This is a genomic window from Pseudomonas sp. NUPR-001 (assembly GCF_052147955.1).
Lineage (GTDB): Bacteria > Pseudomonadota > Gammaproteobacteria > Pseudomonadales > Pseudomonadaceae > Aquipseudomonas.
In genome coordinates, this window is the sequence record NZ_CP197353.1 from 2,814,549 (window position 1) to 2,837,808 (window position 23,260).

The 23,260-nt window shown below is 60.1% G+C and carries 19 protein-coding genes; 8 read left to right on the forward strand and 11 right to left on the reverse strand.

Translation table 11 applies throughout. The features are described 5' to 3' along the window. Window positions 1-44: 44 nt before the first annotated feature. Window positions 45-1,946 (forward strand): potassium transporter Kup, encoded by a 1,902-nt coding sequence (locus ACP6KB_RS12725; protein WP_442114072.1) that lies wholly within the window; start codon window positions 45-47, stop codon window positions 1,944-1,946. Window positions 1,947-2,049: 103 nt separating this feature from the next. Here the strand turns inward: ACP6KB_RS12725 and ACP6KB_RS12730 are convergent, their stop codons facing one another. From ACP6KB_RS12730 to pdxR, 3 genes are all read right to left on the reverse strand, one after another. Next, a complete protein-coding gene (locus ACP6KB_RS12730; protein WP_442114073.1) occupies window positions 2,050-3,312 on the reverse strand; it encodes an MFS transporter in 1,263 nt (420 codons plus the stop codon). 34 nt (window positions 3,313-3,346) lie between these two features. Continuing rightward, window positions 3,347-4,414, reverse strand: coding sequence for a sugar phosphate isomerase/epimerase family protein (locus ACP6KB_RS12735; protein WP_442114074.1), 1,068 nt, complete (start codon window positions 4,412-4,414; stop codon window positions 3,347-3,349). Window positions 4,415-4,526: 112 nt separating this feature from the next. Continuing rightward, window positions 4,527-6,023 carry a MocR-like pyridoxine biosynthesis transcription factor PdxR gene (gene pdxR / locus ACP6KB_RS12740; RefSeq protein ID WP_442114075.1) on the reverse strand — a complete coding sequence of 499 codons (1,497 nt, stop codon included), beginning with the start codon at window positions 6,021-6,023 and terminating at the stop codon, window positions 4,527-4,529. 265 nt (window positions 6,024-6,288) lie between these two features. Here pdxR and ACP6KB_RS12745 point away from each other — a divergent pair, with 265 nt between their 5' ends. The 7 genes from ACP6KB_RS12745 to ACP6KB_RS12775 all read left to right on the forward strand — a co-directional run bounded on the left by ACP6KB_RS12745 (window position 6,289) and on the right by ACP6KB_RS12775 (window position 12,659). Continuing rightward, complete coding sequence (locus ACP6KB_RS12745; RefSeq protein ID WP_442114076.1) at window positions 6,289-7,269, forward strand: quinone oxidoreductase family protein; 981 nt, start codon at window positions 6,289-6,291, stop codon at window positions 7,267-7,269. 13 nt (window positions 7,270-7,282) lie between these two features. Continuing rightward, a complete protein-coding gene (locus tag ACP6KB_RS12750) occupies window positions 7,283-8,131 on the forward strand; it encodes a TauD/TfdA dioxygenase family protein (protein ID WP_442114077.1) in 849 nt (282 codons plus the stop codon). Window positions 8,132-8,199: 68 nt separating this feature from the next. Further along, entirely contained in the window at window positions 8,200-9,252 is a 1,053-nt protein-coding gene (locus ACP6KB_RS12755) for a 3-keto-5-aminohexanoate cleavage protein (RefSeq protein WP_442114078.1), read from the forward strand. A 107-nt stretch (window positions 9,253-9,359) separates the two neighbouring features. Further along, window positions 9,360-10,679: an MFS transporter gene (locus ACP6KB_RS12760; RefSeq protein ID WP_442114079.1), complete on the forward strand. Its 1,320-nt coding sequence runs from the start codon at window positions 9,360-9,362 to the stop codon at window positions 10,677-10,679. Then, complete coding sequence (locus ACP6KB_RS12765) at window positions 10,676-11,329, forward strand: DsbA family oxidoreductase (RefSeq protein WP_442114080.1); 654 nt, start codon at window positions 10,676-10,678, stop codon at window positions 11,327-11,329. Before ACP6KB_RS12760 ends, ACP6KB_RS12765 begins: the two co-directional genes overlap by 4 nt. Further along, window positions 11,326-11,652, forward strand: coding sequence for a Rieske (2Fe-2S) protein (locus ACP6KB_RS12770; RefSeq protein WP_442114081.1), 327 nt, complete (start codon window positions 11,326-11,328; stop codon window positions 11,650-11,652). The genes ACP6KB_RS12765 and ACP6KB_RS12770 overlap by 4 nt, the downstream gene beginning before the upstream one ends. Continuing rightward, window positions 11,649-12,659, forward strand: coding sequence for a YeiH family protein (locus ACP6KB_RS12775; RefSeq protein ID WP_442114082.1), 1,011 nt, complete (start codon window positions 11,649-11,651; stop codon window positions 12,657-12,659). The genes ACP6KB_RS12770 and ACP6KB_RS12775 overlap by 4 nt, the downstream gene beginning before the upstream one ends. Before the next feature lie 73 nt (window positions 12,660-12,732). On the opposite strand, the gene ACP6KB_RS12780 is transcribed toward ACP6KB_RS12775, so the two are convergent. The 8 genes from ACP6KB_RS12780 to ACP6KB_RS12815 form a co-directional block, all read right to left on the reverse strand. Further along, the gene (locus ACP6KB_RS12780; RefSeq protein WP_442114083.1) at window positions 12,733-13,743 is read right to left on the reverse strand and encodes an AraC family transcriptional regulator; all 1,011 of its coding nucleotides are present in this window, start codon (window positions 13,741-13,743) and stop codon (window positions 12,733-12,735) included. 204 nt (window positions 13,744-13,947) lie between these two features. Further along, entirely contained in the window at window positions 13,948-14,802 is an 855-nt protein-coding gene (locus ACP6KB_RS12785) for a hypothetical protein (protein ID WP_442114084.1), read from the reverse strand. Beyond that, on the reverse strand, window positions 14,803-15,738 hold the full coding sequence (locus ACP6KB_RS12790) for a hypothetical protein (protein ID WP_442114085.1): 936 nt from the start codon (window positions 15,736-15,738) through the stop codon (window positions 14,803-14,805). Further along, entirely contained in the window at window positions 15,735-16,682 is a 948-nt protein-coding gene (locus ACP6KB_RS12795; protein ID WP_442114086.1) for a hypothetical protein, read from the reverse strand. Before ACP6KB_RS12795 ends, ACP6KB_RS12790 begins: the two co-directional genes overlap by 4 nt. Beyond that, the gene (locus ACP6KB_RS12800; RefSeq protein ID WP_442114087.1) at window positions 16,679-17,629 is read right to left on the reverse strand and encodes a hypothetical protein; all 951 of its coding nucleotides are present in this window, start codon (window positions 17,627-17,629) and stop codon (window positions 16,679-16,681) included. Before ACP6KB_RS12800 ends, ACP6KB_RS12795 begins: the two co-directional genes overlap by 4 nt. Then, window positions 17,620-20,313 carry a toxin VasX gene (locus ACP6KB_RS12805; protein WP_442114088.1) on the reverse strand — a complete coding sequence of 898 codons (2,694 nt, stop codon included), beginning with the start codon at window positions 20,311-20,313 and terminating at the stop codon, window positions 17,620-17,622. The genes ACP6KB_RS12800 and ACP6KB_RS12805 overlap by 10 nt, the downstream gene beginning before the upstream one ends. Next, complete coding sequence (locus tag ACP6KB_RS12810; RefSeq protein ID WP_442114089.1) at window positions 20,310-20,876, reverse strand: DUF4123 domain-containing protein; 567 nt, start codon at window positions 20,874-20,876, stop codon at window positions 20,310-20,312. Before ACP6KB_RS12810 ends, ACP6KB_RS12805 begins: the two co-directional genes overlap by 4 nt. Continuing rightward, window positions 20,873-22,912, reverse strand: coding sequence for a type VI secretion system Vgr family protein (locus ACP6KB_RS12815; protein ID WP_442114090.1), 2,040 nt, complete (start codon window positions 22,910-22,912; stop codon window positions 20,873-20,875). Before ACP6KB_RS12815 ends, ACP6KB_RS12810 begins: the two co-directional genes overlap by 4 nt. Window positions 22,913-23,260 lie beyond the last annotated feature (348 nt).

Genomic DNA, 23,260 nt, shown 5'->3' on the forward strand with positions numbered 1-23,260 from the left:
ACTGACAAGCGTTTTCAGGCCCTTCCGTTCCGAGACGTTCTACCGTGAGCCAAGCCGCAACTTCCGCAACACCCCATTCCCCCGTAAAGACTTCGTCACTGAGCCTGTTGATCGCCGCCGTTGGCGTGGTCTATGGCGACATCGGCACCAGTCCGCTGTACACCCTCAAGGAAGTCTTCGCCGGCCATTACGGCGTGCAGGCCAACCATGACGGTGTGCTGGGCATTCTGTCGCTGGTGTTCTGGTCGTTGATCTGGGTGGTGACCCTCAAGTACGTGCTGTTCGTGTTGCGTGCCGACAACCAGGGCGAGGGCGGCATCATGGCCCTGACCGCGTTGGCACGGCGTGCAGCAGCGCCTTTTCCACGCCTGAGTCGGGTGCTGGTGCTGCTGGGCTTGTTCGGCGCTGCGCTGTTCTACGGCGACAGCATGATCACCCCGGCGATCTCGGTGCTGTCGGCGGTTGAAGGCCTGCAGTTGGCGTTCGACGGCATTGAACACTGGGTGGTGCCGATTGCCCTGGTGGTGCTGGTGGGGCTGTTCCTGATCCAGAAACACGGCACGGCGCGCATTGGCATCTTGTTCGGGCCGGTCATGGTGCTGTGGTTCAGTGTGCTCGGGGCGTTGGGCATCTATGGCATCGTTCAGCGTCCGGAAGTGCTGCTGGCACTCAATCCGGCCTGGGCGGTGCAGTTCTTTTTGGTGCACCCGGGCATTGGTGTGGCGATTCTGGGGGCGGTGGTGCTGGCCTTGACCGGTGCCGAGGCGCTGTATGCCGACATGGGCCACTTTGGCCGCAAGCCGATTGCCCGCGCCTGGTTCCTGCTGGTGTTGCCGGGTCTGGTGTTGAACTACTTCGGTCAGGGCGCGCTGATCCTCGGTAACCCGGAGGCGGTGCGCAACCCGTTCTACCTGCTGGCACCGAGCTGGGCGCTGTTGCCGATGGTCGGGCTCGCCACCCTGGCAACCATCATCGCTTCCCAGGCGGTGATCTCCGGGGCCTTTTCGCTGACCCGCCAGGCGATTCAGCTTGGCTATGTGCCGCGCATGTTCATCCAGCACACCTCCAGCCAGGAGCAAGGGCAGATCTACATCGGCACGGTGAACTGGGCGTTGATGGTCGGGGTGGTGCTGCTGGTGCTCGGCTTCGAGTCGTCCAGTGCCCTGGCGGCGGCTTACGGGGTAGCGGTGACCGGCACCATGCTGATCACCACCTTGTTGTCGGCAGCGGTAGTGTTGCTGTTGTGGAAAGCGCCACGCTGGCTGGCGGTTCCGCTGTTGCTCGGCTTTTTGCTGGTCGATGGCCTGTACTTTGCCGCTAACGCACCGAAGATCTTCCAGGGCGGCGCCTTCCCGGTGATTGCCGGTATCGTGCTGTTCGTGCTGATGACCACCTGGAAGCGTGGGCGCAAGATTATCGTCGAGCGTCTGGATGAGTCGGCGCTGCCGCTGCCGTTGTTCATCAGCAGTATTGCCGCGCAACCGCCGCATCGCGTTCAGGGCACGGCCGTGTTCCTGACGGCCCGTAGCGATGCGGTTCCCCATGCGCTGTTGCACAATCTGCTGCATAACCAGGTGCTGCATGAGCGCGTGGTGCTGTTGACAGTGGTGTCGCAAGACCGCCCGCGGGTGCCGGTGGCTGAGCGCTTCGAGGTGCAGGACTTTGGTGATGGCTTCTACCGGGTCAACCTTAACTTCGGTTTTATCGAGGAGCCTGACGTACCGGCGGCGCTGCAACTGTGCCATGTACCGGCACTGGATTTCAGCCCGATGGGCACCACCTACTTTTTGAGCCGCGAGACGGTGATTCCGACCAAGCGCATTGGCATGGCGCGGTGGCGCGAAGCGCTGTTTGCGTTCTTGCTGAAGAACGCCAACAGCAACCTCAAGTACTTCAACTTGCCGCTCAATCGGGTGATTGAGTTGGGTACACAAGTCGAAATGTAAGCACCCTTCTGTAGGAGCGGGCTTGCCCCGCGATTACGGTGTGTCAGACACACCACAATCGCGGGGCAAGCCCGCTCCCACAGAAGGGTGCAAGGTGCAGGCGTTACCCTGCTACAGGTTGCATCGACACCTGTGCGTTGCGGCGCACCAAGCGGTACATCGTGCTGGCTACCAGAAAGCCCACCAGCGCCAGTCCCATCATGGTCATGAACACATAGTTGTACCCCTGTTGGCCGGGGAAGTGGTCAAGGATCGCACCGTAGCCGACATAGGCGAACATGCCCGGCGCATAGCCGATCAGGCAGCCAATCCCGAAGGCAGAGCCGGTGATGTGCGGGGCAATACCCACTTCGCCCATCGGCGCCCAGAACACCCCACGCATCGAGAAGACGATGAAGGCGAACGACAGCGTCGCGGCCATGCCGGCGTAGATGTAGCCCGGGCTCTTGGGCACCATGAGGATGATCAGCATCATCGGCAACAGCGCCAGGAACGCCCATTTCAGGTAACGGCTGGGGCTTTTGCAGTACTTGTCGGCTATGAAACCACCCGCCGGGCCGCCGAGGATCTTCAGCATGTATTGGTTGATGATGCCGTAGGCGCCAACCAGGGCAACCGGCAAGCCGTAGACTTCCTTGAGGTAGGGGATGAAGTAGGTCAAACCGCAGTACACGATGTAGACCATGAACACGTTGCAACTGACTACCCAGATCGCCGGCACCTTGATGGCTTCCATCAGGTTGGCCAACGGGTTTTTCTTCACCGTGGTGCTGGCTGCGGTCTGGTTGCCCCTGAGCAGGAACCAGGTCAGCACGCCTGCGCCGATGTCGATCAGCGAATAGAACAGGATGGCCGCCTTCAGGCCAGCTTCGGCAGCACCCATGACAATGAACACGCCCAGCGCTGAAAACGCGACCAGGGTGTCGATCACCCCGCGGCCACCTTCGAGCAGGCCGAACAGGCGGCCTTGTTCCTGGTCGTTGCCCAGGCCGCGGATGGCTTTGAGCAGTGCTGGCCAGTAGATGCAGTCGGCGCACACGGCCAGCAGGCAAAAGACGATCATCAGGCTGCTGAACGGCGGAAAGGTCGCCAGGTAGAGGCCCAGTGCGCCGGTGCCGAGCAAGCCCAGGGGGATCAGTTTGCGCGTGTCAAAGCGGTCGGCGAGCATGCCGCCGACCACGAACAGGCCAGTGGCGATGATTGCGTTGGCACTGAGCAGCAGACCGATTTCGGTATGGGACAAGCCCATGAACGTCTGCATCGGTACATAGAAGGCGTCCTTGAGGTTGGCCAGCTTGTAGATGGTGCCGCCACCGAGGATCAGGATGAGGAATTTGAACCATTTGGCCTTGTCGTGTGCAGTCATTGTTATTCTCCAGGCGTAGTGGGTAGTGGCGACGTCACACGCTCGCGGGTGTGGCCAAGTGCAGTTCAGCGAGGCTGCGCAGCTCGGCGAGCAGGCCTTTGACGTAGCTCACCTGGTTGTTGGCCCAGCGCTGTTCGCCAGCCAGCATCTGCTCCAGGGTGAAGCCGGCGGGCAGCGGCGTGTCGCTCATTTCGCGGTAGGCGATGAAGGGATCGGCAGGCTCGTCGGACTGGCGGAACGCCGGGGCGATGTAGTGGTTTTCCTGTTCGAGGATGAAGGCGATCACTTGTGGCTGCTGTTCACCGAGCATCAGCAACTCGAAGACCATGCGCGCGCTGGGCAGGTCGTCTTCAGCGCTGCCTTGCAGCACGCCGTAATGGCCGAAGCCTGAGGCTTCCGGCACCACGCGCACGCCTTTGAGGTGCACCTGGCGGATGTGCGGCGCAAGGTTGTGCAGTGCCGCCAGCGGTTGCTCGCAGGCATTGATCATGTTGCCGAAGTCGAACAGGGCATGCAGGCGCGGATGGTTGGCTTGGCGCAGCAGTTGGGCAATTTCGTCGCTTTTGAGCTCTTCGTGTTGTTCGAAGTCGAAGTACAGGTCGTGGGCGTCGGCCTGATGCGCGAGGTACAACAGATCGCCGCCGATCCGGTCCATGACCTGCGACAGCGTGCCTTCATAGCGCGAATACACGCGGATATTGCGCGTGCCAATCGCCTTGGCCACGGCGATCACCGCATCAACGTCCGGCTTCAGCGTGCTACTGATTTCCAGGTGCACGTCGAGCTCCAGTTGCCGGGCCTTGTCGGCAAAGGTGCGCAACTGCTCGGCATTCATCTGCGACAGGCTGTTGTGCTCACCGTCGAGCATATGCAGGCTCAAACCCTTGAGCTCGTGACGGTAGGCGAAGTCGAGCAGGTCGAACGGCGTCAGCCGCCCGTGGGTGAGGTTGGTCAGTAACGGATAGGCATGGGCGAACAGGCGAACCTGGTCGAGTCGCTCGATCAGGCGGGTGGCCAGTTCGCGGGTCAACAGCACCGGCGCTGCGGCGCCTTGGGTCTTGTTATCGAGCAACCGGGTGAAGCGTTCTTGGATAGCATTCATTCGAGTCGTTCCTGGTGCGGGCACCGGTTCTACCGGCGCGTTCTTTATCGCGCCGGCGGGGAACTCTCGATAGATCCATTACGAAGCAAATGATAAGGCCACTGGCCGCTGTCTAGACCGGCTGCCCCAGCGCCTTGAGGGCCTGAACCAGGGCCTGGACCTTGGTTTCGGCCTCGGCCTGCGCGGTACCGGCAAAGCCGAGCAACAGCGCAGGCGGCAGGTAGCGCTGCAGGCAGTAATCGCTCAGGGCGTAGGTGTGCACGCCGTGCCCCGCCAGTTGCCGGGCGATGTCCTGGTCGTCGAGGTGCGCTGGCAGCCAGGCGATCAGGTGCATGCCGGCCTCAACTGGGGTAATGCGCAGGAAGTGGCCAAGGCGGCGTTCAAGCACCCCCACCAGGCAGCTCTGGCGCGCCTGGTACAGCGCGCGCATGCGGCGGATATGGCCGATAAAGTGGCCTTCGCTCATGAAATCGGCGGTCACCGCCTGCAACAGGGTCGGCGGGCTGCGGTCCAGCACCGCGCGCAGGGTGCAAAACGGCTCGACCAGCGCCGGCGGCAGAACCACATAACCCAGGCGCAGCGACGGAAACAGCACTTTGCTGAAGGTGCCGACATAGATCACCCGGTCGCTCTGGTCCATGGCGTACAGCGCCGGCAATTGCCGACCGCTGTAGCGCAGTTCGCTGTCGCAGTCGTCTTCGATGACCCAGCGCTGATGGGCGGCGGCCCAGTCGATCAACTGCAGGCGTCGGGCATGGCTGAGGGTGACCCCCAACGGATGCTGGCGCGAAGGGGTGGTGAATACCAGGCACGCCTCAGGACATTCAGCAATGCCTTGCTGCACATCGATGCCTTGCTCATCGATGCGCACCGGTGTGACCCGGCAGCCGTGGGCCTGGAAGGCGATGCGCGCAGCAATGTGGCCCGGGTCTTCCATCCACACCGGGTCATCCGGGTTCAACAGCAGCATGGCCAACAAGTTGAAAGCTTGTTGCGCACCCGAGACGATCACCACCTGCTCGGCACTGCAGTCGATACCACGGGCATCAAAGACATATTCGGCAATGGCCTGACGCAAAGCCTGTAGCCCCTGCAGTTCGCCATAGCCGAGCATGTCCTTGCTGGGTTTTTGGCTGTGGCGGGCGAGCAGGCGCTTCCACAGGTGCTGGGGGAAGGCTTCGAAGGCGCCGTGGCTGGGCAGGAACGAAGTAGGGGTGTCGGCACTGTAGTGTGCATACGACACCCCGCGAAAATGATGGCTGCGCAGGGACAGCATCGATTGGCTCAGGTCTGACAGTTGCGGCGGCGCTGGAGGAGGTGGCTCGGTGTGCCCTGAGCGTTCCCACTCGTCGCCCACGTAGGTCCCGGCCCCGGTGCGTGACACCAGAAAGCCTTCGGCGATCAATTGATCGAAGGCATTGAGCAGGGTGATGCGCGAGAGCTTCAGCTCCTGGCTCAGGGTGCGTGTCGACGGCAGGCGAATGCCCCCTTGCAGGCGGCCGGTAAGGATCTGCTTGCGGATCTGCAGGTACAACTGACGGTACAGCGGGGTGGCGCTGTCGCGGTCGAGTTCAATCGCTGCAAGGAGCAAACCGGCCGGGGATTTCATCGCGTGACTCTCAGCAGTGGTGGAAAGGCTCGCGCATCATACAGGCAGCCACCGCAGTGGGAGCGGCGGTGCGGCGATCCGACTTGCCCCGCGATTGCGGTGTGTCAGTACCGCCGCTATCGCGGGGCAAGCCCGCTCCTACAAGCGTTGTCACGAAATGAAAACGCCTTGTCGCCGGATGCGAAGCACCCCCAAAGCGTAAGGCTTATTGTCCACTCAACCTGTACTGACGCAGTGCATCAAGAACAAGAGTGGAGTGACAAGAATGTCCAAAGTCGTACGATTTTACGAGACCGGTGGTCCCGAAGTATTGCGCTATGAAGACGCCGAAGTCGGCGAGCCAGGCCCAGGCCAGGTCCGCCTGCGCCAGGTCGCAGTTGGCCTGAACTACGCCGACACCTATTTCCGCAACGGCACCTACCCGATTCCGATGCCCAACGGCATGGGCGTGGAAGCGGCCGGCGTGGTGCAGGCGGTAGGCGAGGGGGTCACCAACGTCGCGGTCGGTGACCGGGTCACTTACACCGGGTTTCTCAACACCCTGGGTGCGTATTGCACCGAGCGCCTGATTGGCGCAGCTGCACTGATCAAACTGCCGGAAACCATCGCCTTTGAAACCGCAGCGGCGATGACCATGCGCGGCCTGACCTCGGCCTACCTGATGCGCCGCATTTACGACTTCAAGCCGGGTGACAGCATTTTGCTGCACGCCGCCGCCGGTGGCGTTGGCCTGATCGTGTCGCAGTGGGCGCGCCTGCTGGGGCTGAATGTGATCGGCACGGTCTCCACCGATGCCAAGGCGGAAGTGGCGCGCGCCCATGGCTGCACCCACACCATCAACTACAGCCACGAAGACGTGGCCAAGCGTGTGCGTGAGCTGACCGACGGTGTCGGCGTCAACGTGGTGTTCGACAGCGTTGGCAAGAGCACCTTCATGGCCTCGCTCGATTCCCTCAAGCGTCGCGGCCTGATGGTGTGCGTCGGTACTGCCTCGGGCACCATCCCGCCGTTCGATCCGCAGATTCTGGCGATGAAGGGCTCGCTGCACCTGACCCGCCCGGCGCTGGCCGACTACATCGCCGATCCGGCAGAGAAAGCCGACTTGGCCGGTGAACTGTTTGATCACGTCAGCAGCGGTCGTATCAAGATCGAGATCAATCAGCACTACGCCCTGCAGGATGCCGTTCAGGCCCATCGCGACCTGGAAGCACGGAAAACCACCGGTTCGTCGATCTTCGTCATCTGAAGAGGGTTGCAGCATGCATATCGAACAATTGACCTGCGCCATTGGCGCTGAGGTTTCCGGGGTAAACCTGGCCGATGCTGTGCACGATGACGACCTCTTCGACCAGATCCGTGCGCAGTTGCTCAAGCACCGCGTGCTGTTCCTGCGCGATCAGAACTTCAGCCGCGCCGAACATGTGGCCTTTGCCCGGCGTTTCGGCGATCTGGAGGACCACCCGGTGGCCGGTAGCGATCCGGAGCACCCGGGCCTGGTACAGATCTACAAGCGCCCGGACCAGCCCGCCGACCGCTACGAAAATGCCTGGCACACCGATGCCACCTGGCGCGAAGCACCGCCGATGGGCTGCGTGTTGCGCTGCGTGGAATGCCCGCCAGTAGGGGGCGACACCATGTGGGCGAACATGGTGCTGGCCTACCAGAACCTGCCGGATGAGGTGAAGCAGAAGATTGAAGGCCTGCGCGCCCGGCACAGCATCGAGGCCAGCTTTGGCGCGGCGATGCCGATCGAAAAGCGCCTGGCGCTCAAGGCCCAGTACCCCGACGCCGAACACCCGGTGGTGCGTACCCACCCGGAAACCGGCGAGCAGGTGCTGTTCGTCAACGCCTTCACCACCCATTTCACCAACTTCCACACCCCGCAACGGGTGCGTTTCGGCCAGGACGCCAACCCCGGTGCCGGCGAGTTGCTGCGCTACCTGATCAGCCAGGCCTACTTGCCCGAGTACCAGGTGCGTTGGCGCTGGAAGCCTAACAGCGTAGCGATCTGGGACAACCGCAGCACCCAACACTACGCGGTCATGGACTACCCGCCGTGCCACCGCAAGATGGAGCGCGCCGGCATCAAGGGTGACCTGACCTTCTAAGGCCGGACCAGCAGTACCCCAGCGCCGCAAAGCGCAGCCAAGACAATAACAATACCGAGGACTGAAACATGCAATTCTTCGACGATTCGTTGCACCCGGAAAACATGGATAAGGTGGTGATTACCGTGGCCCCGTATGGCCCGGAATGGATGCCTGAGGATTTCCCCGAAGACATTCCGCTGACCATGGACGAGCAGGTGCAAAAGGCCGTTGACTGCTATGAAGCCGGGGCCACTGTGCTCCATCTGCATGTGCGCGAACTGGACGGTAAGGGCTCCAAACGCCTGTCCAAATTCAACGAATTGATTGCCGGTGTGCGTGAAGCCGTACCGGAGATGATTATCCAGGTGGGCGGTTCGATCTCGTTCGCCCCGGAAAGTGACGGCGAAGCGGCCAAGTGGCTGTCGGACGATACCCGGCACATGCTTGCCGATCTGACGCCCAAGCCTGATCAGGTCACTGTGGCGATCAACACCACGCAAATGAACATCATGGAACTGCTGTATCCGGAGTACCTGGAAGGTACCTCGCTGGCCAATCCAGCATTCCAGGCCGCCTACAGCGAAATGACCGTACCGGCAGGCCCAGCCTGGGTACGTGAGCACCTGCGCCGTCTGCAAGACGCCAAGATTCAGCCACACTTCCAGTTGACCGGCATGCATGCCCTGGAAACCCTTGAGCGCATCGTGCGCCGTGGCGACTACATGGGCCCGCTGAACCTGACCTGGATCGGCATCGGTGGTGGTTTTGACGGCCCGAACCCGTTCAACTTCTTCAACTTCATTCACCGCGCGCCAGATGGCTGCACCTTGACCTCGGAATCGCTGCTCAAAAACGTGCTGCCGTTCAACGCCATGGCTATGGCCATGGGCCTGCACGCACGCTGCGGCAACGAAGACACCATCATCGACCATCAAGGCAAGCGCTTCAGCTCGGTGCAGCAGATTCAGCAGACCGTGCGCATTGCCCATGAACTGGGTCGTGAAGTGGCCAACGGTAAAGAAGCACGTGCGATTTATCGCATTGGTGAGCAGTACAGCAGCATCGAGGAAACACTCAAAGCCAACGGCATGGCACCGAACCGCCAGCCTGGCCAGAAGGGTGTACCGCAGCGCGGCTGATGGGGCAGGGTCGGCCCGAGACGGCGGTGCCGACCCACTCAATCGCAACGTTGTCAGTCAGGCTTCCGATAACAACAAGACTTACGCCAGACAACCGAGGAGGCACTATGGCCGCCTATATCGCCAGCGCCGCAGATGATGGTGTTGACACTTCCCAAGGCATTCCGCGGCGCTATGCCTGGATTGTCTTCGCTTTGACGTTTGGCCTGCTGATTTCCGACTACATGTCGCGTCAGGTCCTCAATGCGGTTTTCCCGCTGCTCAAGGGCGAATGGGCCCTGACCGACAGCCAGCTGGGCCTGCTCAGTGGCATCGTCGCCTTGATGGTCGGCTTGCTGACCTTTCCGCTGTCGTTGCTGGCCGACCGCTTTGGCCGGGTCAAAAGCCTGGTGCTGATGGCCGTGCTGTGGAGCCTGGCGACCTTGGGCTGCGCCCTGGCGGAAAACTACCAACAAATGTTTATTGCCCGCTTTCTGGTGGGTGTCGGCGAAGCCGCCTATGGCAGCGTCGGCATCGCCGTGGTCGTTGCGGTATTCCCCCGCGACATGCGCGCCACTTTGGCCGGTGCGTTCATGGCCGGTGGCATGTTCGGCTCGGTCCTGGGCATGGCCCTGGGCGGGGTGATGGCGCAGCACCTTGGCTGGCGCTGGGCGTTTGCCGGCATGGCGTTTTTCGGCCTGCTGCTGGCCTTGCTCTACCCGCTGCTGGTCAAGGAAGCGAAGATTTCGCCAAAACGCGGCACCACCCCCTGCAAGGCGGAGCGCCCACTGCGCACCTTGTACAGCAGCCGCTCGGTGATTGCGGCGTATGTCGCCAGTGGCCTGCAGCTGTTCGTCGGCGGCACGGTGATCGTGTGGATGCCCAGTTACCTCAACCGATATTACGCCATGGGCACCGACCAGGCTGGCGTGCTCGCGGCCATCATCGTGTTGTGCAGCGGCATCGGTACGATTATCTGCGCCATGCTCTGCGACCGCCTGGGCCGTCAGCGCCCGGACCGTAAAATCAGCCTGGCGATCGGTTATTGCCTGGGCAGCTGTCTGTTGCTGTCGGCGGCTTTTGCCTTGCCTGCAGGCACCGCGCAATTGGTGCTGATCTGCCTGGGCATGATGATCGCTGTGGGCACCAACGGCCCCTCCAGCGCCATGGTCGCCAACCTGACCCACGCCTCGGTGCATGGCACCGCCTTCGCCACCTTGACCCTGGCCAACAACCTGCTGGGCCTGGCCACCGGTCCGCTGATTACCGGCCGGGTGTCCGACCTGATCGGCCTGCAGGCAGCATTCCAGCTGGTGCCGTTGATCAGTATCGCCGCTGCGGCGGTGTTCTTTATTGCCAAGCGCCATTACCACAGCGACATGGCTCGTCTGGCCGGCCAGCAGCACACAACGCCTGGCGCGGCGCAGATTCAGGAGATAAAACCGTGAAACCCGTGTTGTCCATCGAAGTGTTTTTCGACTTCATTTGCCCGTGGTGCCTGATTGGTCAGCGCCATTTACAGGTAGCGCTTGAGCAACTGCGCGAAGAACTGCCGACGCTGCAGGTCACCCAGCACTGGCGTGGCGTGCAACTGCTGCCGGACATGCCCAGGACCGGCCAGCCGTTCGAAGCGTTCTACCGCAAGCGTCTGGGCAGCGAAGCCGCCGTGCGCCAGCGCCAGGCACAAGTGCGTGGCGCCGCCGAAGCCGCCGGTGTGAGCATCGACTTTGCGCGCATCAGCCGTATGCCCAACACCGCCGATGCCCACCGCTTGCTGCAGCGTGCGGCCAGTATGGGCAACGCGCAGCTTACTGAAGCGCTGCTGGCTGAGCTGTTTGCTGCTTACTTTCAACACGGCAAAGACCTCGGCGATCCGGTGACCTTGCTGCACATCGCCAAGACCTGTGGTTTGAACCCGGCGCAGGTCGCCGATTGCCTGCGTGGTGACGCCAGCCCGTTCGTCACCTTCAGCGATGCGGCAATGAACGGCGTGCCGTGCTTCCGTTTCAACGATCGATTGACCGTCAGCGGCGCGCAGCCTGCCGCCGTGCTGCTTGAAGTCATGCGTGAGGCGCTGGGTGCGGCGGTACCGGCATGAGCAATCGCTACCCTGTGCCGGCGGCCAAAGTACCGCCACGCAACAGCCGGGTGCTGTTGAGCTTTGCCGACAAGAGCCTGGCCCTGTTCAACGTCGCCGATCAGTTCTACGCCATCGATGACAGCTGCCCGCATCAGGGCGCGTCGTTGTGCGGTGGGCGCCTGGAAGGGCGGGTGATCCAGTGTTGCGCCCATGGCCTGCGTTTCGACCTGGCCAGCGGCTATCTGCTCAATTCCACGGCGCTGAAAGTCGCCAATTACCCGGTCGAGCGTGAGGGCGAGCAGCTGTATATCGTTCTCGACGCCGAGGAGTCAGGGCAATGAGTACCCTTGCAATCAGCGCTGCCAACCAGCGCATCCGCACATTGGCACCGGGCTTTATGGTCAGCCTGATCGCTGCCGGCGCCGCGACCTTTCTCAGCGAGCATTACCAGGCGCCGGTGATGTTGTTTGCCCTGTTGCTGGGCATGGCCTTGAACTTCCTCGCCGCCGACGGGCCGTGCAAAGCCGGGATCGAATTTACCGCGCGTACAGTGCTGCGTGTCGGAGTTGCGCTGCTGGGGATGCGCATTACCCTGGAGCAGATCGCCAGCCTGGGCTGGAAGCCTGTTGCACTGGTGATCATCATCGTTGTGGTGACCATCAGTGTCTCGATGGTGGTGGCCAAGGCGCTGGGCTTCAACCGCCTGTTCGGCATGCTGACCGGTGGTGCGACAGCCATCTGTGGCGCGTCGGCGGCGTTGGCGCTGGCGGCGGCGTTGCCCGCGCACAAACAGAAAGAGCATGCCACGCTGTTTACCGTGATCGGTGTGTCGGCGCTGTCGACCCTGGCGATGATTCTTTATCCGATGATTGCCGGTTGGCTGCATCTTTCTCCTGCTCAGGCCGGGGTGTTCCTCGGTGCGACCATCCACGATGTGGCGCAGGTGGTGGGGGCGGGCTACAGCATGTCCACCGAGACCGGTGATATCGCCACCGTGGTGAAACTGATGCGGGTGGCGATGTTGCTGCCAGTGATTGTCGTTGCCGCGATGATCACCCGCCGCGCTGGCGATGATGCCTCGGGGCAGCGGCCACCGTTGTTGCCCTGGTTTGCGGTGGGCTTTGTGCTGCTGGCCTGCTTGAACAGCACCGGTTGGGTGCCAACCCTGGTACAAAGCGGCGTCAACGACCTGTCACGCTGGTGCCTGGTGGTGGCCATCAGCGCCCTGGGGATGAAGACGCAGCTCAAGGAACTGGCCAAGGTGGGCTTCAAGCCGATTGCCTTGATGCTGGGCGAGACAGTGTTCCTGGTACTGCTGGTGCTGGCATTGATGCACTGGGGCCTGTAGGAGCGGGCTTGCCCCGCGATGCGATGTGACTGACACACCGCAATCGCGGGGCAAGCCCGCTCCCACAGATCGGTTAGCGCGGTGTGTTCAGATGCTGTGCGCGCCAGGTGGCAGGCGGCATGCCGAACTGGGCAATGAACCAGCGGGTGAACGAGCTTGGCATCGAGTAGCCGAGCATGTCGGCAATACGCCCCAGCGAGTAGCTGGGGTTTTCCAGATAGCGGATCACCAGGTCGCGGCGCACGCTGTTGATCAGGTCACTGAAGGTTATGCCGCATTCCTCCAGCCGCCGCTGCAGGGTACGCACGTTCATGCCCTGGGTTTGCGCGACCTGCTCGATGGTGGCGCGGCCCATGGGCAGCAGCAGGTAGATGATCTTGCGCATCTCCAGCTCCAGCGACTGCTTGCCGCCTGCCTGCAGGGTGTCCAGGTAGCGCTGGGCCAGGCGCGCCATGGCCTGGTTGGCCAGCGGGTTGGCTGCATCGAGGTCCGCGGCCGGGCAGACGATGCCGTTGAATTCACTGCCAAACTCCAGCTTGCAGCCGAAAATCCGCCGGTGAATGGCCAGGTCGGCCGGGGCGCTGTGGGTGAAATTGGCGCTGATCGGGTGCCAGTGGGCACCGAGCAATGCCGCACACAAGCGGCGTAACACACCAATGGCCAGTTCCGTCGCCTGACGGCTGCCTTGCGGCCGCTCGCTGACCACTTCCTCACGGATAATCACGGTTTTTCCGGCGTCTTCGATGTGGATGGCCAAGGCATCGTTGAGCAGATGACGGTACTGCACGATCACCTGCAGGGCGTCACGCAGGGTGCGCTGGTGGCTGAGCAGCAGGCTGATCTCGCCAAAATCGGACAACTGGCGCAATTCGGCCATGCGCAAGCCGAAGGTTTCGCAGCCGCTGACCCGCGCCGACTCTTCCAGCAGGGTAATGACCGAGGATACGGCGATACGTTGGTTGGGGTCTTCGAGCAGCGCGGCGCTGATGCCCACCTGAGCGAGCAGGGCCTGAGGATTGAGGCCCAGGTGACGTGACACCTCGAGGTAATTGGTCAAGCTTGCAGCACGGACAAGGGCGGTCATTTTATTGTTTTCCACGCGTTCTCATTAGGCGTCCCGCTTCTGTGGCGGGTCGCTTTTTATAGCCTGACTGTCGTGAAATGAAAAGCTGGTTATGGCCGCCGAGGCCGAATATTTCACCGGCATAAGCTTAGCCACTCCCAGCTCTTGGAGCGGCCTTGCCCCGCGCTTGCGATTCCATCAGCCCAACGTCACGCACACCCTCAATCACCTCCTCACCGGGCGACTGCGTAGCCAGGATATCCACTCCAATAGTTCGGTGTGTCCCTGCTGCTCCATGGTTGTCAAAAACGCCTTGGTCCAGCGCCTGCTGGCTAATCCGCAAAGACCCGTGCGTCGGCGCAACTCAGCGCTGCTCTCGCCATCGATCAGCCCCTGGGCAAAGGTCAACCAGTGCTGCGGATAACCCATCCGGTGCAGCAACGTACCACGGAGCAAACTCACCGTTTTGTAACAGCCCGGGCAGTAAAAATCCGGACGTCGCTGATTGATCCGATACATATCCGGTGAGCCACAGTGCGGACAGTCTGCGTGTGCTGTGGTCAGAAAATACGAGATGCCACCCAGGAACGCCTGGGCCTGAGCGGCGACATGCGCAGGGGGTTGCAGGGAAGTTCGATCCTGTTGCGCAGACCAACAGTGGTACAGCGCTGGAAACTCTTTGGCCATTAACTCACTAAAGGACTCGGCCCAGTTGCTGGCGGCTCCTCTGCTAAAGCCCATGGCGTCGGCCATCGCTTGCGTAGACCAACCGGCTAACAGGTAGTGGCCAAAGGCAGACCACAGGTGCATGCGCCCAATACTGAAAAGCGGGTGTTTTGCCTTGCCGTTGCACATTTTGCAGCGGAACGAAGCCCGAAGCATGTTTGCACTGGTGACTCGCTTGAGGTGCGGGTAAGCGCAGTACGGGCACTTTTCCGGGGTCCAGTCAGGTAGCTCGTGCAAATAGCGGATGAAGGCATCCGCCTGGCCGTGGAGCTCTGCGGGCAGACGCAGGAGATAGTCGGGTAGCGCCTGGGTTTTGGGTATCGAGGCTGTGATTTCTTTATTACTGTTTTTCACTCAACACTTTCCTTTGTTTTCACATTCCAGGTCTACAAGACGCGTGGTGGGGCCGTTGGCTTTCAAACGGTCGGTAACAAGGCTTGGCCAGAGATTGCGGGAGCGGCGTTTGGCGATGCTGTAGGTGAACTCGTGAATTCGATCCTTAGGGTAGAACAAGGGTTCAAGTATCAGCATTACTACATCATCGAAGCCCAAGTAATTTTTACCTCCTGCATCTTTCTTTGCCTGCTTTATCCGTGCGAGGGTATGTTTAAAGCTGTCGCTCATTTTGAAACGCGCGGCCAGTTGGCTTTTTACAAACGCATCTGACTCGCTGTGATTACCGTGTTCATCGAAATAAGGGCCATTGTTCATGTAGGCGCGGATGTATTCCCAGAATCCTTTTTGTAGAGCCAGTGATTTTCCGAAAGGGGTACCGAGGCTAATCATCAAGGCTGTTTCAGGCTGCCCAAATTTCCACACGCGAATTTCAAGCGATGCGCTTTGCATACTGCCCATTTGGGCGCCGACCAGTTGAAATTCATTCGCCACTGCAGTAATACCATCCCACGGGGCGTGGAACAGTGCACCGTCGTGATCGAAATACACTTCCTGGGTGCGGCGGTTGAATAAGATGGGGAGAGGCAGGGGGCGCAAGGTTTCCCACAGAAATGGCAGCAGAAATAAACTAATACCGAAGGCAAGCGTGATAGGGTCGAAAACACCTCGCATCGCCAGCATCAAGGTAAGAACGACCATTACACAGCCAACTAGCCCGCCTATGCCTGTCAGCATTCCTCGGTAAGAATCATCAGGTGCTTGTAAGGCAAGATAATGCTCAGTGTGCTCATCGACGATAAACAACTCCATCGGTTCTTCGCCCGTCGACTTGTCAGCCTCAAGTATTGCTGTGGACGTGTCGGGTATTGAGCTTCCCTTGTCAGTGTTTTTCACTTATTTGCTTCCCAGCTTTCAGCTTCCAGGTCAACAAGGCGCGTAGTGGGGCCGTCGGCTTTCAAACGTTCAGTAACAAGGCTTGGCCAGCGATTGCGGGAGCGGCGTTTGGCGATGCTGTAGGTGAATTCGTGGATGCGATCCTGAGGGTAGAGCATTGGCTCGAATATCAGCATCGCGACATCATCGGCACCCAAGTAATTTTTACCTCCTGCAACTTTCTTTGCCTGCTTTATCCGTGCGAGGGTATGTTTAAAGCTATCGCTCATTTTGAAACGCGTGGCCAGTTGGCTTTTTACAAACGCATCCGATTCGCTGTGATTACCGTGCTCATCGAAGTAAGGGCCGTTGTTCATATAGGCACGGATGTATTCCCAGAAACCTTTTTGCAAGGCCAGCGATTTTCCGAAAGGGGCACCGAGGCTAATCATCAAAGCGGTTTCCGGCTTGCCGAACTTCCACACTCGAATCTCAAGCGAAGCGTTTTGCAGGCTGCCTATTTGGGCGCCGACCAGTTGAAATTCATGAGCCACGGCGGTAATGCCATCCCACGGAGCGTGGAAGAGTTCGCCGTCGTGATCGAAATACACTTCACGGGTGCGCCGGTTGAACAAGATGGGGAGAGGCAGGGGGCGTAGGGTTTCCCACAGGAATGGAACCAAAAACAAAGGCATGCCTATGGAAAACAACATATAGACCATATCAAGTTTGCCTTGCAATGCGCCTATAAGGCCAAGACCGAGCATTACAAGGCCACCCCACCCACCTAATACGCCTGTCAGCATGCCTCGCTCAGAATCACCTGCTGCTTGCAAGGTCAAATAATGTTCGGTGTGCTCATCGACGGTAAACAACTCCATCGGTTGTTCCCCCGTCGACTTGTCAGCCTCAAGTATTGCTGTGGACGTGTCAGGTATTGAGCTTCCCTTGTCAGTGTTTTTCACTTATTTGCTTCCCAGCTTTCAGCTTCCAGGTCAACAAGGCGCGTAGTGGGGCCGTCGGCTTTTAAACGTTCAGTAACAAGGCTTGGCCAACGATTGCGGGAGCGGCGTTTGGCAATGCTATAGGTGAGTTCGTGGATGCGATCCTTAGGGTAGAGCATTGGCTCGATTATCAGCATCGCGACATCATCGGCGCCCAAGTAATTTTTACCTCCTGCATCTTTTTTTGCCTGCTTTATCCGTGCGAGGGTATGTTTAAAGCTGTCGCTCATTTTGAAACGCGCGGCCAGTTGGCTTTTTACAAACGCATCTGACTCGCTGTGATTACCGTGTTCATCGAAATAAGGGCCATTGTTCATGTAGGCGCGGATGTATTCCCAGAACCCTTTTTGTAGTGCCAGTGTTTTTCCGAAGGGTGCACCGAGGCTAATCATCAAGGCTGTTTCAGGCTGCCCAAATTTCCACACGCGAATTTCAAGCGATGCGCTTTGCATACTGCCCATTTGGGCGCCGACCAGTTGGAATTCATTCGCCACTGCGGTAATGCCATCCCACGGGGCGTGGAACAGTTCTCCGTCGAGATCGAAACACACTTCACGGGTGCGGCGGTTGAATAAGATGGGGAGAGGCAGGGGGCGTAAGACTTCCCAAAGAAACGGCACCAAAAGCAAAGGTATACCTAAGGAAAACGCTATATGGGTAACATCAAACTTTGCTTGTAGAGCTCCGATAAGGCCAAGCCCAATCATTCCACAACCACCTATCCCACCTAGAACACCCGTCAGCCGGCCTCGATCAAAGTCACCGCCTGTTTGTATTGTCAGATAGTGTTCGGTGTGCTCATCGACGATAAACAACTCCATCGGTTGTTCCCCCGTAGATTTATGCGCTTCCAGTATTACCGTGGACGAGTCGTTATGTTGGGGTTGTTCTGAGGTATTCATATCCATGCCCGTTCCATGATTTTCAGCACAGGCAGCGTCAGCCCTTCTTGTGGCGAATAGATCAATTCACCCTCGATACGCCGCAAGTCTCGAACGCCATCCTCATGGTATACGCGGCGATAAGGGGTGATGCCGGCCGCGACAGGAATGCGCGTGCCGCTATGGGGAGCAAAGTCTTCCCCCGTCCATTCGACTTTTCTGATTTCGTCGGGGTAGTAGCCGAGCGTATCGCCCCACACTTCCTGCCCGCTGAAGTGAATCATGTCATCGGTCAACGACACCTGTTCACCGGGCAAATTCAGGATCAGGTACGTGGAGGTGAATGTCCCTTGATAAGGGTGGATTTCTCTCAGCCGGTGCGCATCAAAGCTGACGGGAAACAGAATGGGATACAGCTTGTCCATCGACAGGCTATAGCTGTTTGACCAGGTGGTGTCCGGGCTAATACCAAAGCGACCGCGTTTCACCCATTGTTCCAGTGGCGAGTCTGTCGTATAGAGACGGGCAATTAGCCCACCTACGATTAGCGCCGTGAGACCTAACAGCTTGGCCATGAGGTGTGGCACTACGTTGACCCCTCGGGCGATAGCCGCAGCATCTCCTACGATCACGGCGGCCCGTGCGGCGCGGAATGCCCGAAATGCCTGGACCTGAAGGCTGATACTGGCCAGCGAAGCGCCGCTCAATGCCAAGTTAATAGCCATGGTGTCAAAGTCGCCCGCTTCGTAGGCTTCAAACGCGTCGACCCCATAAAGCACGACGTCGAATGCCAAAACCACGCTTTGTGCCAACGCCGTGTCGGCGGCTCGTTCCAGAGCTTTGACCAAAAGCAACCGCGATGAAATGGACGTCCCACCGCTTTGCCGGACGGCTGATGTCCAATTAACTTCGGCCACTCGTTGGAATACCGAAGCAGTTGCTGCACCAACGCCTAATAGAGCACCAGCTGCACTAACTCCGCTTTTGTAGGTCGGCTTGTTATAAAACTCACTCCCCGCCCAAACAAAATTCGCCCCCGCCACCAATGCCACCAAACTCTTGACCGGCGCCTTACTCAACGCCCCCTTCACATCAAACACGCCGCCCAGATCGGCGTTCGCGGCGAGGTTGACCGGCAATGGCGGCAGCTTGGTGTTCGCCGGTACCAGGTGCATGAACGGGATACTTTCACTCACCGCACTGGCCAATGGCGCCGCCTTGAGTCTGGCAGGCAGCGTTTTGCGGGTGCCGATCTGGTCGCTGTACCACTCGCCCAATTGCCGCGGGGTGACAGCCAAAGTCTGGATGCGCTGACCGCTGCGGGCCAAGGCGGCGGTCATGTAGATGCGCCCGGCAGTGCTGGCGGCATTTTCCGCTTGGTGCAAGTGCATGCCAGCAGCCGGTGCGAGGGCTAGAAACAAGGCCTCCTGGCTGGAGGCCGGGGCATGTTGAGCGAGCTTTTCAGCGGCGTTGTTAAGCCCCGCTGCATAAGCCACGGCCTTGGCCAGTTGGGTGATGCCGTCTTTGAGTGCAGTGCCATCGTCGCGGGTTGCATTAGCCAAATCGACGAGGCTTTTTATTTCGCCAATGCCCAGCCGCTTGGGTAAGCCCAGCAATGCCCAGAGTAACCAGGGTTTGCCTGGCGCGTTTCCCTCAAGGTTCGAGGTGATGGCCTTGGCACCGATGCTGGTAGTGGCCGGCCCCAGGCAGGCAGTAGCGAAATGCACTTCCAGCGCTTCGCGAGTGGCCGGGACGATCAGGTCGAAGTGACCGCAGGCGGTGTCCATCGTGGACGGGCCACTGCCCCCTAACGTGTTGAACCAGTCGACCCACAGTTGCGCCAGGCGGCGCATATCGATGCTGTAGTGATGTTCTTGCCGGCCCTGGTCTTGCCAGACGTAGTTCAGCTCTTCATAACGGGTGATCTCGCGCCATTGATCTCGCAGTTGCCTGTCGCTCTCCATCATTGACTGCAAGACGCCGGCAATGGCCCAGTCTTCAGCGTGGTGTTCCTGATAATTGTCAAACCCCGCTTTACGGGCGCGCATGAGCGCGGCGAGGTCAAGCAGTACGCCCCATGCGTCATCGATCACCACGTAAGTTTGCTGTTCGCAACGCGACATCTGCCGGAGCACTTTCGGCCACTCGGGTGCGTGTTCGGTTGCCGGTTCGCTGCTCCAACCGTAGAGGTTTGGATCGCGGTATTCGCCAATTTGCTCTTTGATCGCGCCGATCTGGCCACTGAAGGGCGCCACACCCGGCACAAAGGTACGCATGATGCGCTGGCGCACAGCCGGGTCTTGTTTGGCCGCCTGGTACTGCGACTCACTCCAGCGCACTGGCGACCACACCAATCCGGCGGGCACGCCCGCCCTGAGCAGCAAGTGCGGTTGGCTGCGGGTATCGATCACCCGGCCGGCACGTTTCGTTTGGGTGAGCAGAGCGGCTTCGACCTGATACTCAACTAGTTTGCCTGGCGAGCTTTGCCACACGTACAGCCAACCGTCGCGCAGCAAGCGGGAGGTGTAGTTCAGCGTTTGCCCGCTCAAGTCTGGATGGCGCGGGCCAAGTTCCGGAAACTGACCACTCAGTGGCGGCAGATCATAAGCGCTGGTATCGATAGCCGCAGTGGGGCCCAAGGCGTAGCGCAACGGCAATACCGCCGCGAGGAGCGGGCACGTGCCGTAGGGGGCTTGATCGTGTGGGGTCATGAGAACTGCTCCGTGTTGGCCGGTAAGCTCAGTGCGTGCATGAGTGCGTCGGGTAGGGTGATTTGTGCTGTCAGGCCCTTGTCCGCGGGAGCGGCATCACGCTCGGGCGCGTCGTTGTTCCAGGCGCACACCGAGACGCCGTCATGGCGTAACCAGACGCTGTCGACGCCATACCAGAAGCCCGCAGGCCAATGGGCGCCCGCCAGACGTGCGCGATCAAGCACGGCGCCATCGGCCAGGCGTAACCAGTACTCGCCTTGCTGTTCATCAAAAACGCGTAAACGCCGTTGCAGGATTGCCCGCAGTTGTCTGGCGCTTTGCCCAGAGGCCAGCCATACGCCGTGCTGCAAATCGTCACCGCCCCACCATGCGCGATGGCTGGCACTGCCGCGTGAGGCATCGAGTAAAAACGGGCCGGAGCCAGCAATGGCTTCGTAGAAAGTACCGTTGAACAAAGGCCAAGGATTGTCGGAGCCGTAGTGTTGGCTGAGCCAGTGAACAGCATCGTCGTACTGCGCACCGTCAAGCAGAAGGAGGCCTTTGTCCGGGATCGTCAGGGTCATGCTGGGTCTTCCTCGCTTTTCGACGCGTGTTGGGCGGCATCACAGACCGGACAGATGCCGGAGGTCGCCTGACGGAAAACTGCGTCTTGCTTGAGCAGCGCTTCCAGAGGGAGGGGGTCGGCGCTGGTTGTCTGAGCGCCTTCAGGCATTGACAGCACGGCTGGCATCGCGGCTACCGGTGTGCCGCCCTGGACGATCGGAACGCTGCTGAAAATCCCCCTGGGGCCGATGACGATATGCTGGCCACCGCCTTGCAAACTGATGTTGCCCTCGGCGTTGACGACCACATGGGCACCGGCCTTGATGTGCACTTGCTGCCCTGCATCGATCACCAGCGTTTGCCCGACCTGGGTGTGGCTGCTGTCGGTGATGTGCAGGTAGTCGTTGGCTTTAAGCTCGACCTTGCGGTCAGCCGTCACCGTGAGCTGGTCTGCGGCTTCGAGCACCGAAATGCTGTTACCCCTGATGGTTTCCCAGCGTTCGTTGCCGACTTCCAGGCGGCTGTCGTTTTCGATTTTCTGCTCCATGTCGCGCTGGGCTCGCAGGTAGATCAGCTCCTGGCCGCTGCGGTCTTCGATCGACAGTTCGTTGTAGCCGCTGCTGTCCGGCGTGCTGCGGCTGCGCAACACGGTCTTGGTCTTGTTGGCGGGCAAGGGGTAGGGCGTTGGCGTGAGCTTGTTGGCAATGCAGCCGCTGATCAGCGGTTGGTCGGGGTCGCCCTCCAGATAGGTGACCAGCACTTCCATGCCGATGCGTGGCACCGTCACCGCGCCGAACCCTTCGCCTGCCCAATTGGAAGCCACCCGCAGCCAGCAACTGCTTTTGTCGCTGTTCAGTTCGGCGCGGTCCCAGTGGAATTCGACTTTGACCCGGCCGTATTCATCGCAGTAGATCTCTTCGCCTTCCGGGCCAGTGACCCGGGCGGTCTGGTAGGTCAACTGCGCGGGACGCTTGATCAGCGGCGGACGGTAGAACACGTCCCAGGGGATAGCGCGGAAGTGGTTGCGGTAGCCCTGGCTGAAACCGCCTTCGGGCAGGTTTTCGATGCTGGCCGATTCTTCCAACACCTGCGGCTGCTTGCCTTCGTGAGTCACACTGAGCAACAGCCACAAGTCGTTGTACGATTTGCGCGGATGCTCGCTCAGCTCGAAAAAATGGCCGCTGCGCAGCAGGGATTGGTCGCTGTGGCCTTCGGCCAATTGGTAGTCGGTGCGGTGCCGCTCCAGCGCCTGGCGAGCAAGCTGTTTGCTGCGTTCTTCGCTTTCGTCGGGGGCTGGGTAGCGGTAGTCCTCAAGGGCCGGGCTGAAGTCGGCGCGGGCCTGTTTTTCCAGCAAACGGCTGGGGCGCTGGAAGTCATAGGCGCGTTGGGTCACTTTATTGTTGCGGGTGCTGAAGCGCTGGCTGAAGCGGCTGACCACCGGGTGCTCGGCGGCCATGCCAGTACCTTGCCGATAGGGGGTTGCACCGAGTTTGGGGAAGAAGGTCTGGTGGTCGCTGAACACCAGATGATGACCTTCCGGGCTGTGCTGGTGATGCCAGGCAATGCCTTCTTCACTGCACAAACGCAAAATCAGTTGGTAGTCGTTTTCGAAATATTGGGTACAGTACTCACGTTCGCTGCAGTTGCTGACGTGAAAGCTGAAGGTATCCGCTTGAATGCCGTGGCTCTGCAGCACCTCGGCGATGATCTGCGGCACGCTCATGTGCTGGAAAATCCGCTGTTGGCGGCTGAACTGCAGGTAATGCAGCGCCGGTACCAGGGTCAGCTGATAGTGGGTCAGGCGGGTGCCGGGCTCGCCGATCAGGACATCTTCGATGTGGCCGTGAATGCCTTCGCCATTCTCGCCAAAGCGCAGGAATGCCGGCAGGCCAATCAGGCTGTCGAGGTCGACGTTTCTGCGCTCGCTGACCAGGTCAACGGTAATCGCATACAGCTGGCTGATGGCTTCGGTGCCGTGAAAGGCCAGGACTTTGAAGTCGTTGCGGACGGAGGGGATTGTCAGCTCAAAACGCGCGTCGTTGGCGAAGGTAGGCATGGGTTTGTTTTTCCACGGGTAGAAAATAGGCGTGGAAAACTTACCCAATGTTTTTTTGGAAAGATGTCAGACGCGTCCGAAAATGCGTCGGTATTTGCCAAACTGGTGGGGGCGGGGTTGTTGTAGGAGCGGGCTTGCCCCGCGAGGCGATGTGGCTGACAGAGCGCTATCGCGGGGCAAGCCCGCTCCTACAGGTGGTGTAAGACAGTTGCCCACCGACGGCTGCCCGTGGCCCTGTCATCAAATGAAAAGTCACTGACGCTCAATGTAAAGCACCCGGGGGGAGGGGTGATTACTGTGACTCTCGAAGCGCTCACCTGAGTCGGTGAGCTGACTGTCTTGAGCATA

Bases quoted from the DNA above. Each gene is read 5' to 3' on its own strand.
- ACP6KB_RS12745 (WP_442114076.1), top strand. From the start codon at position 6,289: ATGTCCAAAGTCGTACGATTTTACGAGACCGGTGGTCCCGAAGTATTG.
- ACP6KB_RS12735 (WP_442114074.1), bottom strand. From the start codon at position 4,414: ATGAATGCTATCCAAGAACGCTTCACCCGGTTGCTCGATAACAAGACC.
- ACP6KB_RS12805 (WP_442114088.1), bottom strand. From the start codon at position 20,313: ATGACCCCACACGATCAAGCCCCCTACGGCACGTGCCCGCTCCTCGCG.
- pdxR (WP_442114075.1), bottom strand. From the start codon at position 6,023: ATGAAATCCCCGGCCGGTTTGCTCCTTGCAGCGATTGAACTCGACCGC.
- ACP6KB_RS12755 (WP_442114078.1), top strand. From the start codon at position 8,200: ATGCAATTCTTCGACGATTCGTTGCACCCGGAAAACATGGATAAGGTG.
- ACP6KB_RS12750 (WP_442114077.1), top strand. From the start codon at position 7,283: ATGCATATCGAACAATTGACCTGCGCCATTGGCGCTGAGGTTTCCGGG.
- ACP6KB_RS12810 (WP_442114089.1), bottom strand. From the start codon at position 20,876: ATGACCCTGACGATCCCGGACAAAGGCCTCCTTCTGCTTGACGGTGCG.
- ACP6KB_RS12780 (WP_442114083.1), bottom strand. From the start codon at position 13,743: ATGACCGCCCTTGTCCGTGCTGCAAGCTTGACCAATTACCTCGAGGTG.
- ACP6KB_RS12800 (WP_442114087.1), bottom strand. From the start codon at position 17,629: ATGGATATGAATACCTCAGAACAACCCCAACATAACGACTCGTCCACG.
- ACP6KB_RS12730 (WP_442114073.1), bottom strand. From the start codon at position 3,312: ATGACTGCACACGACAAGGCCAAATGGTTCAAATTCCTCATCCTGATC.
- ACP6KB_RS12760 (WP_442114079.1), top strand. From the start codon at position 9,360: ATGGCCGCCTATATCGCCAGCGCCGCAGATGATGGTGTTGACACTTCC.
- ACP6KB_RS12770 (WP_442114081.1), top strand. From the start codon at position 11,326: ATGAGCAATCGCTACCCTGTGCCGGCGGCCAAAGTACCGCCACGCAAC.
- ACP6KB_RS12815 (WP_442114090.1), bottom strand. From the start codon at position 22,912: ATGCCTACCTTCGCCAACGACGCGCGTTTTGAGCTGACAATCCCCTCC.
- ACP6KB_RS12775 (WP_442114082.1), top strand. From the start codon at position 11,649: ATGAGTACCCTTGCAATCAGCGCTGCCAACCAGCGCATCCGCACATTG.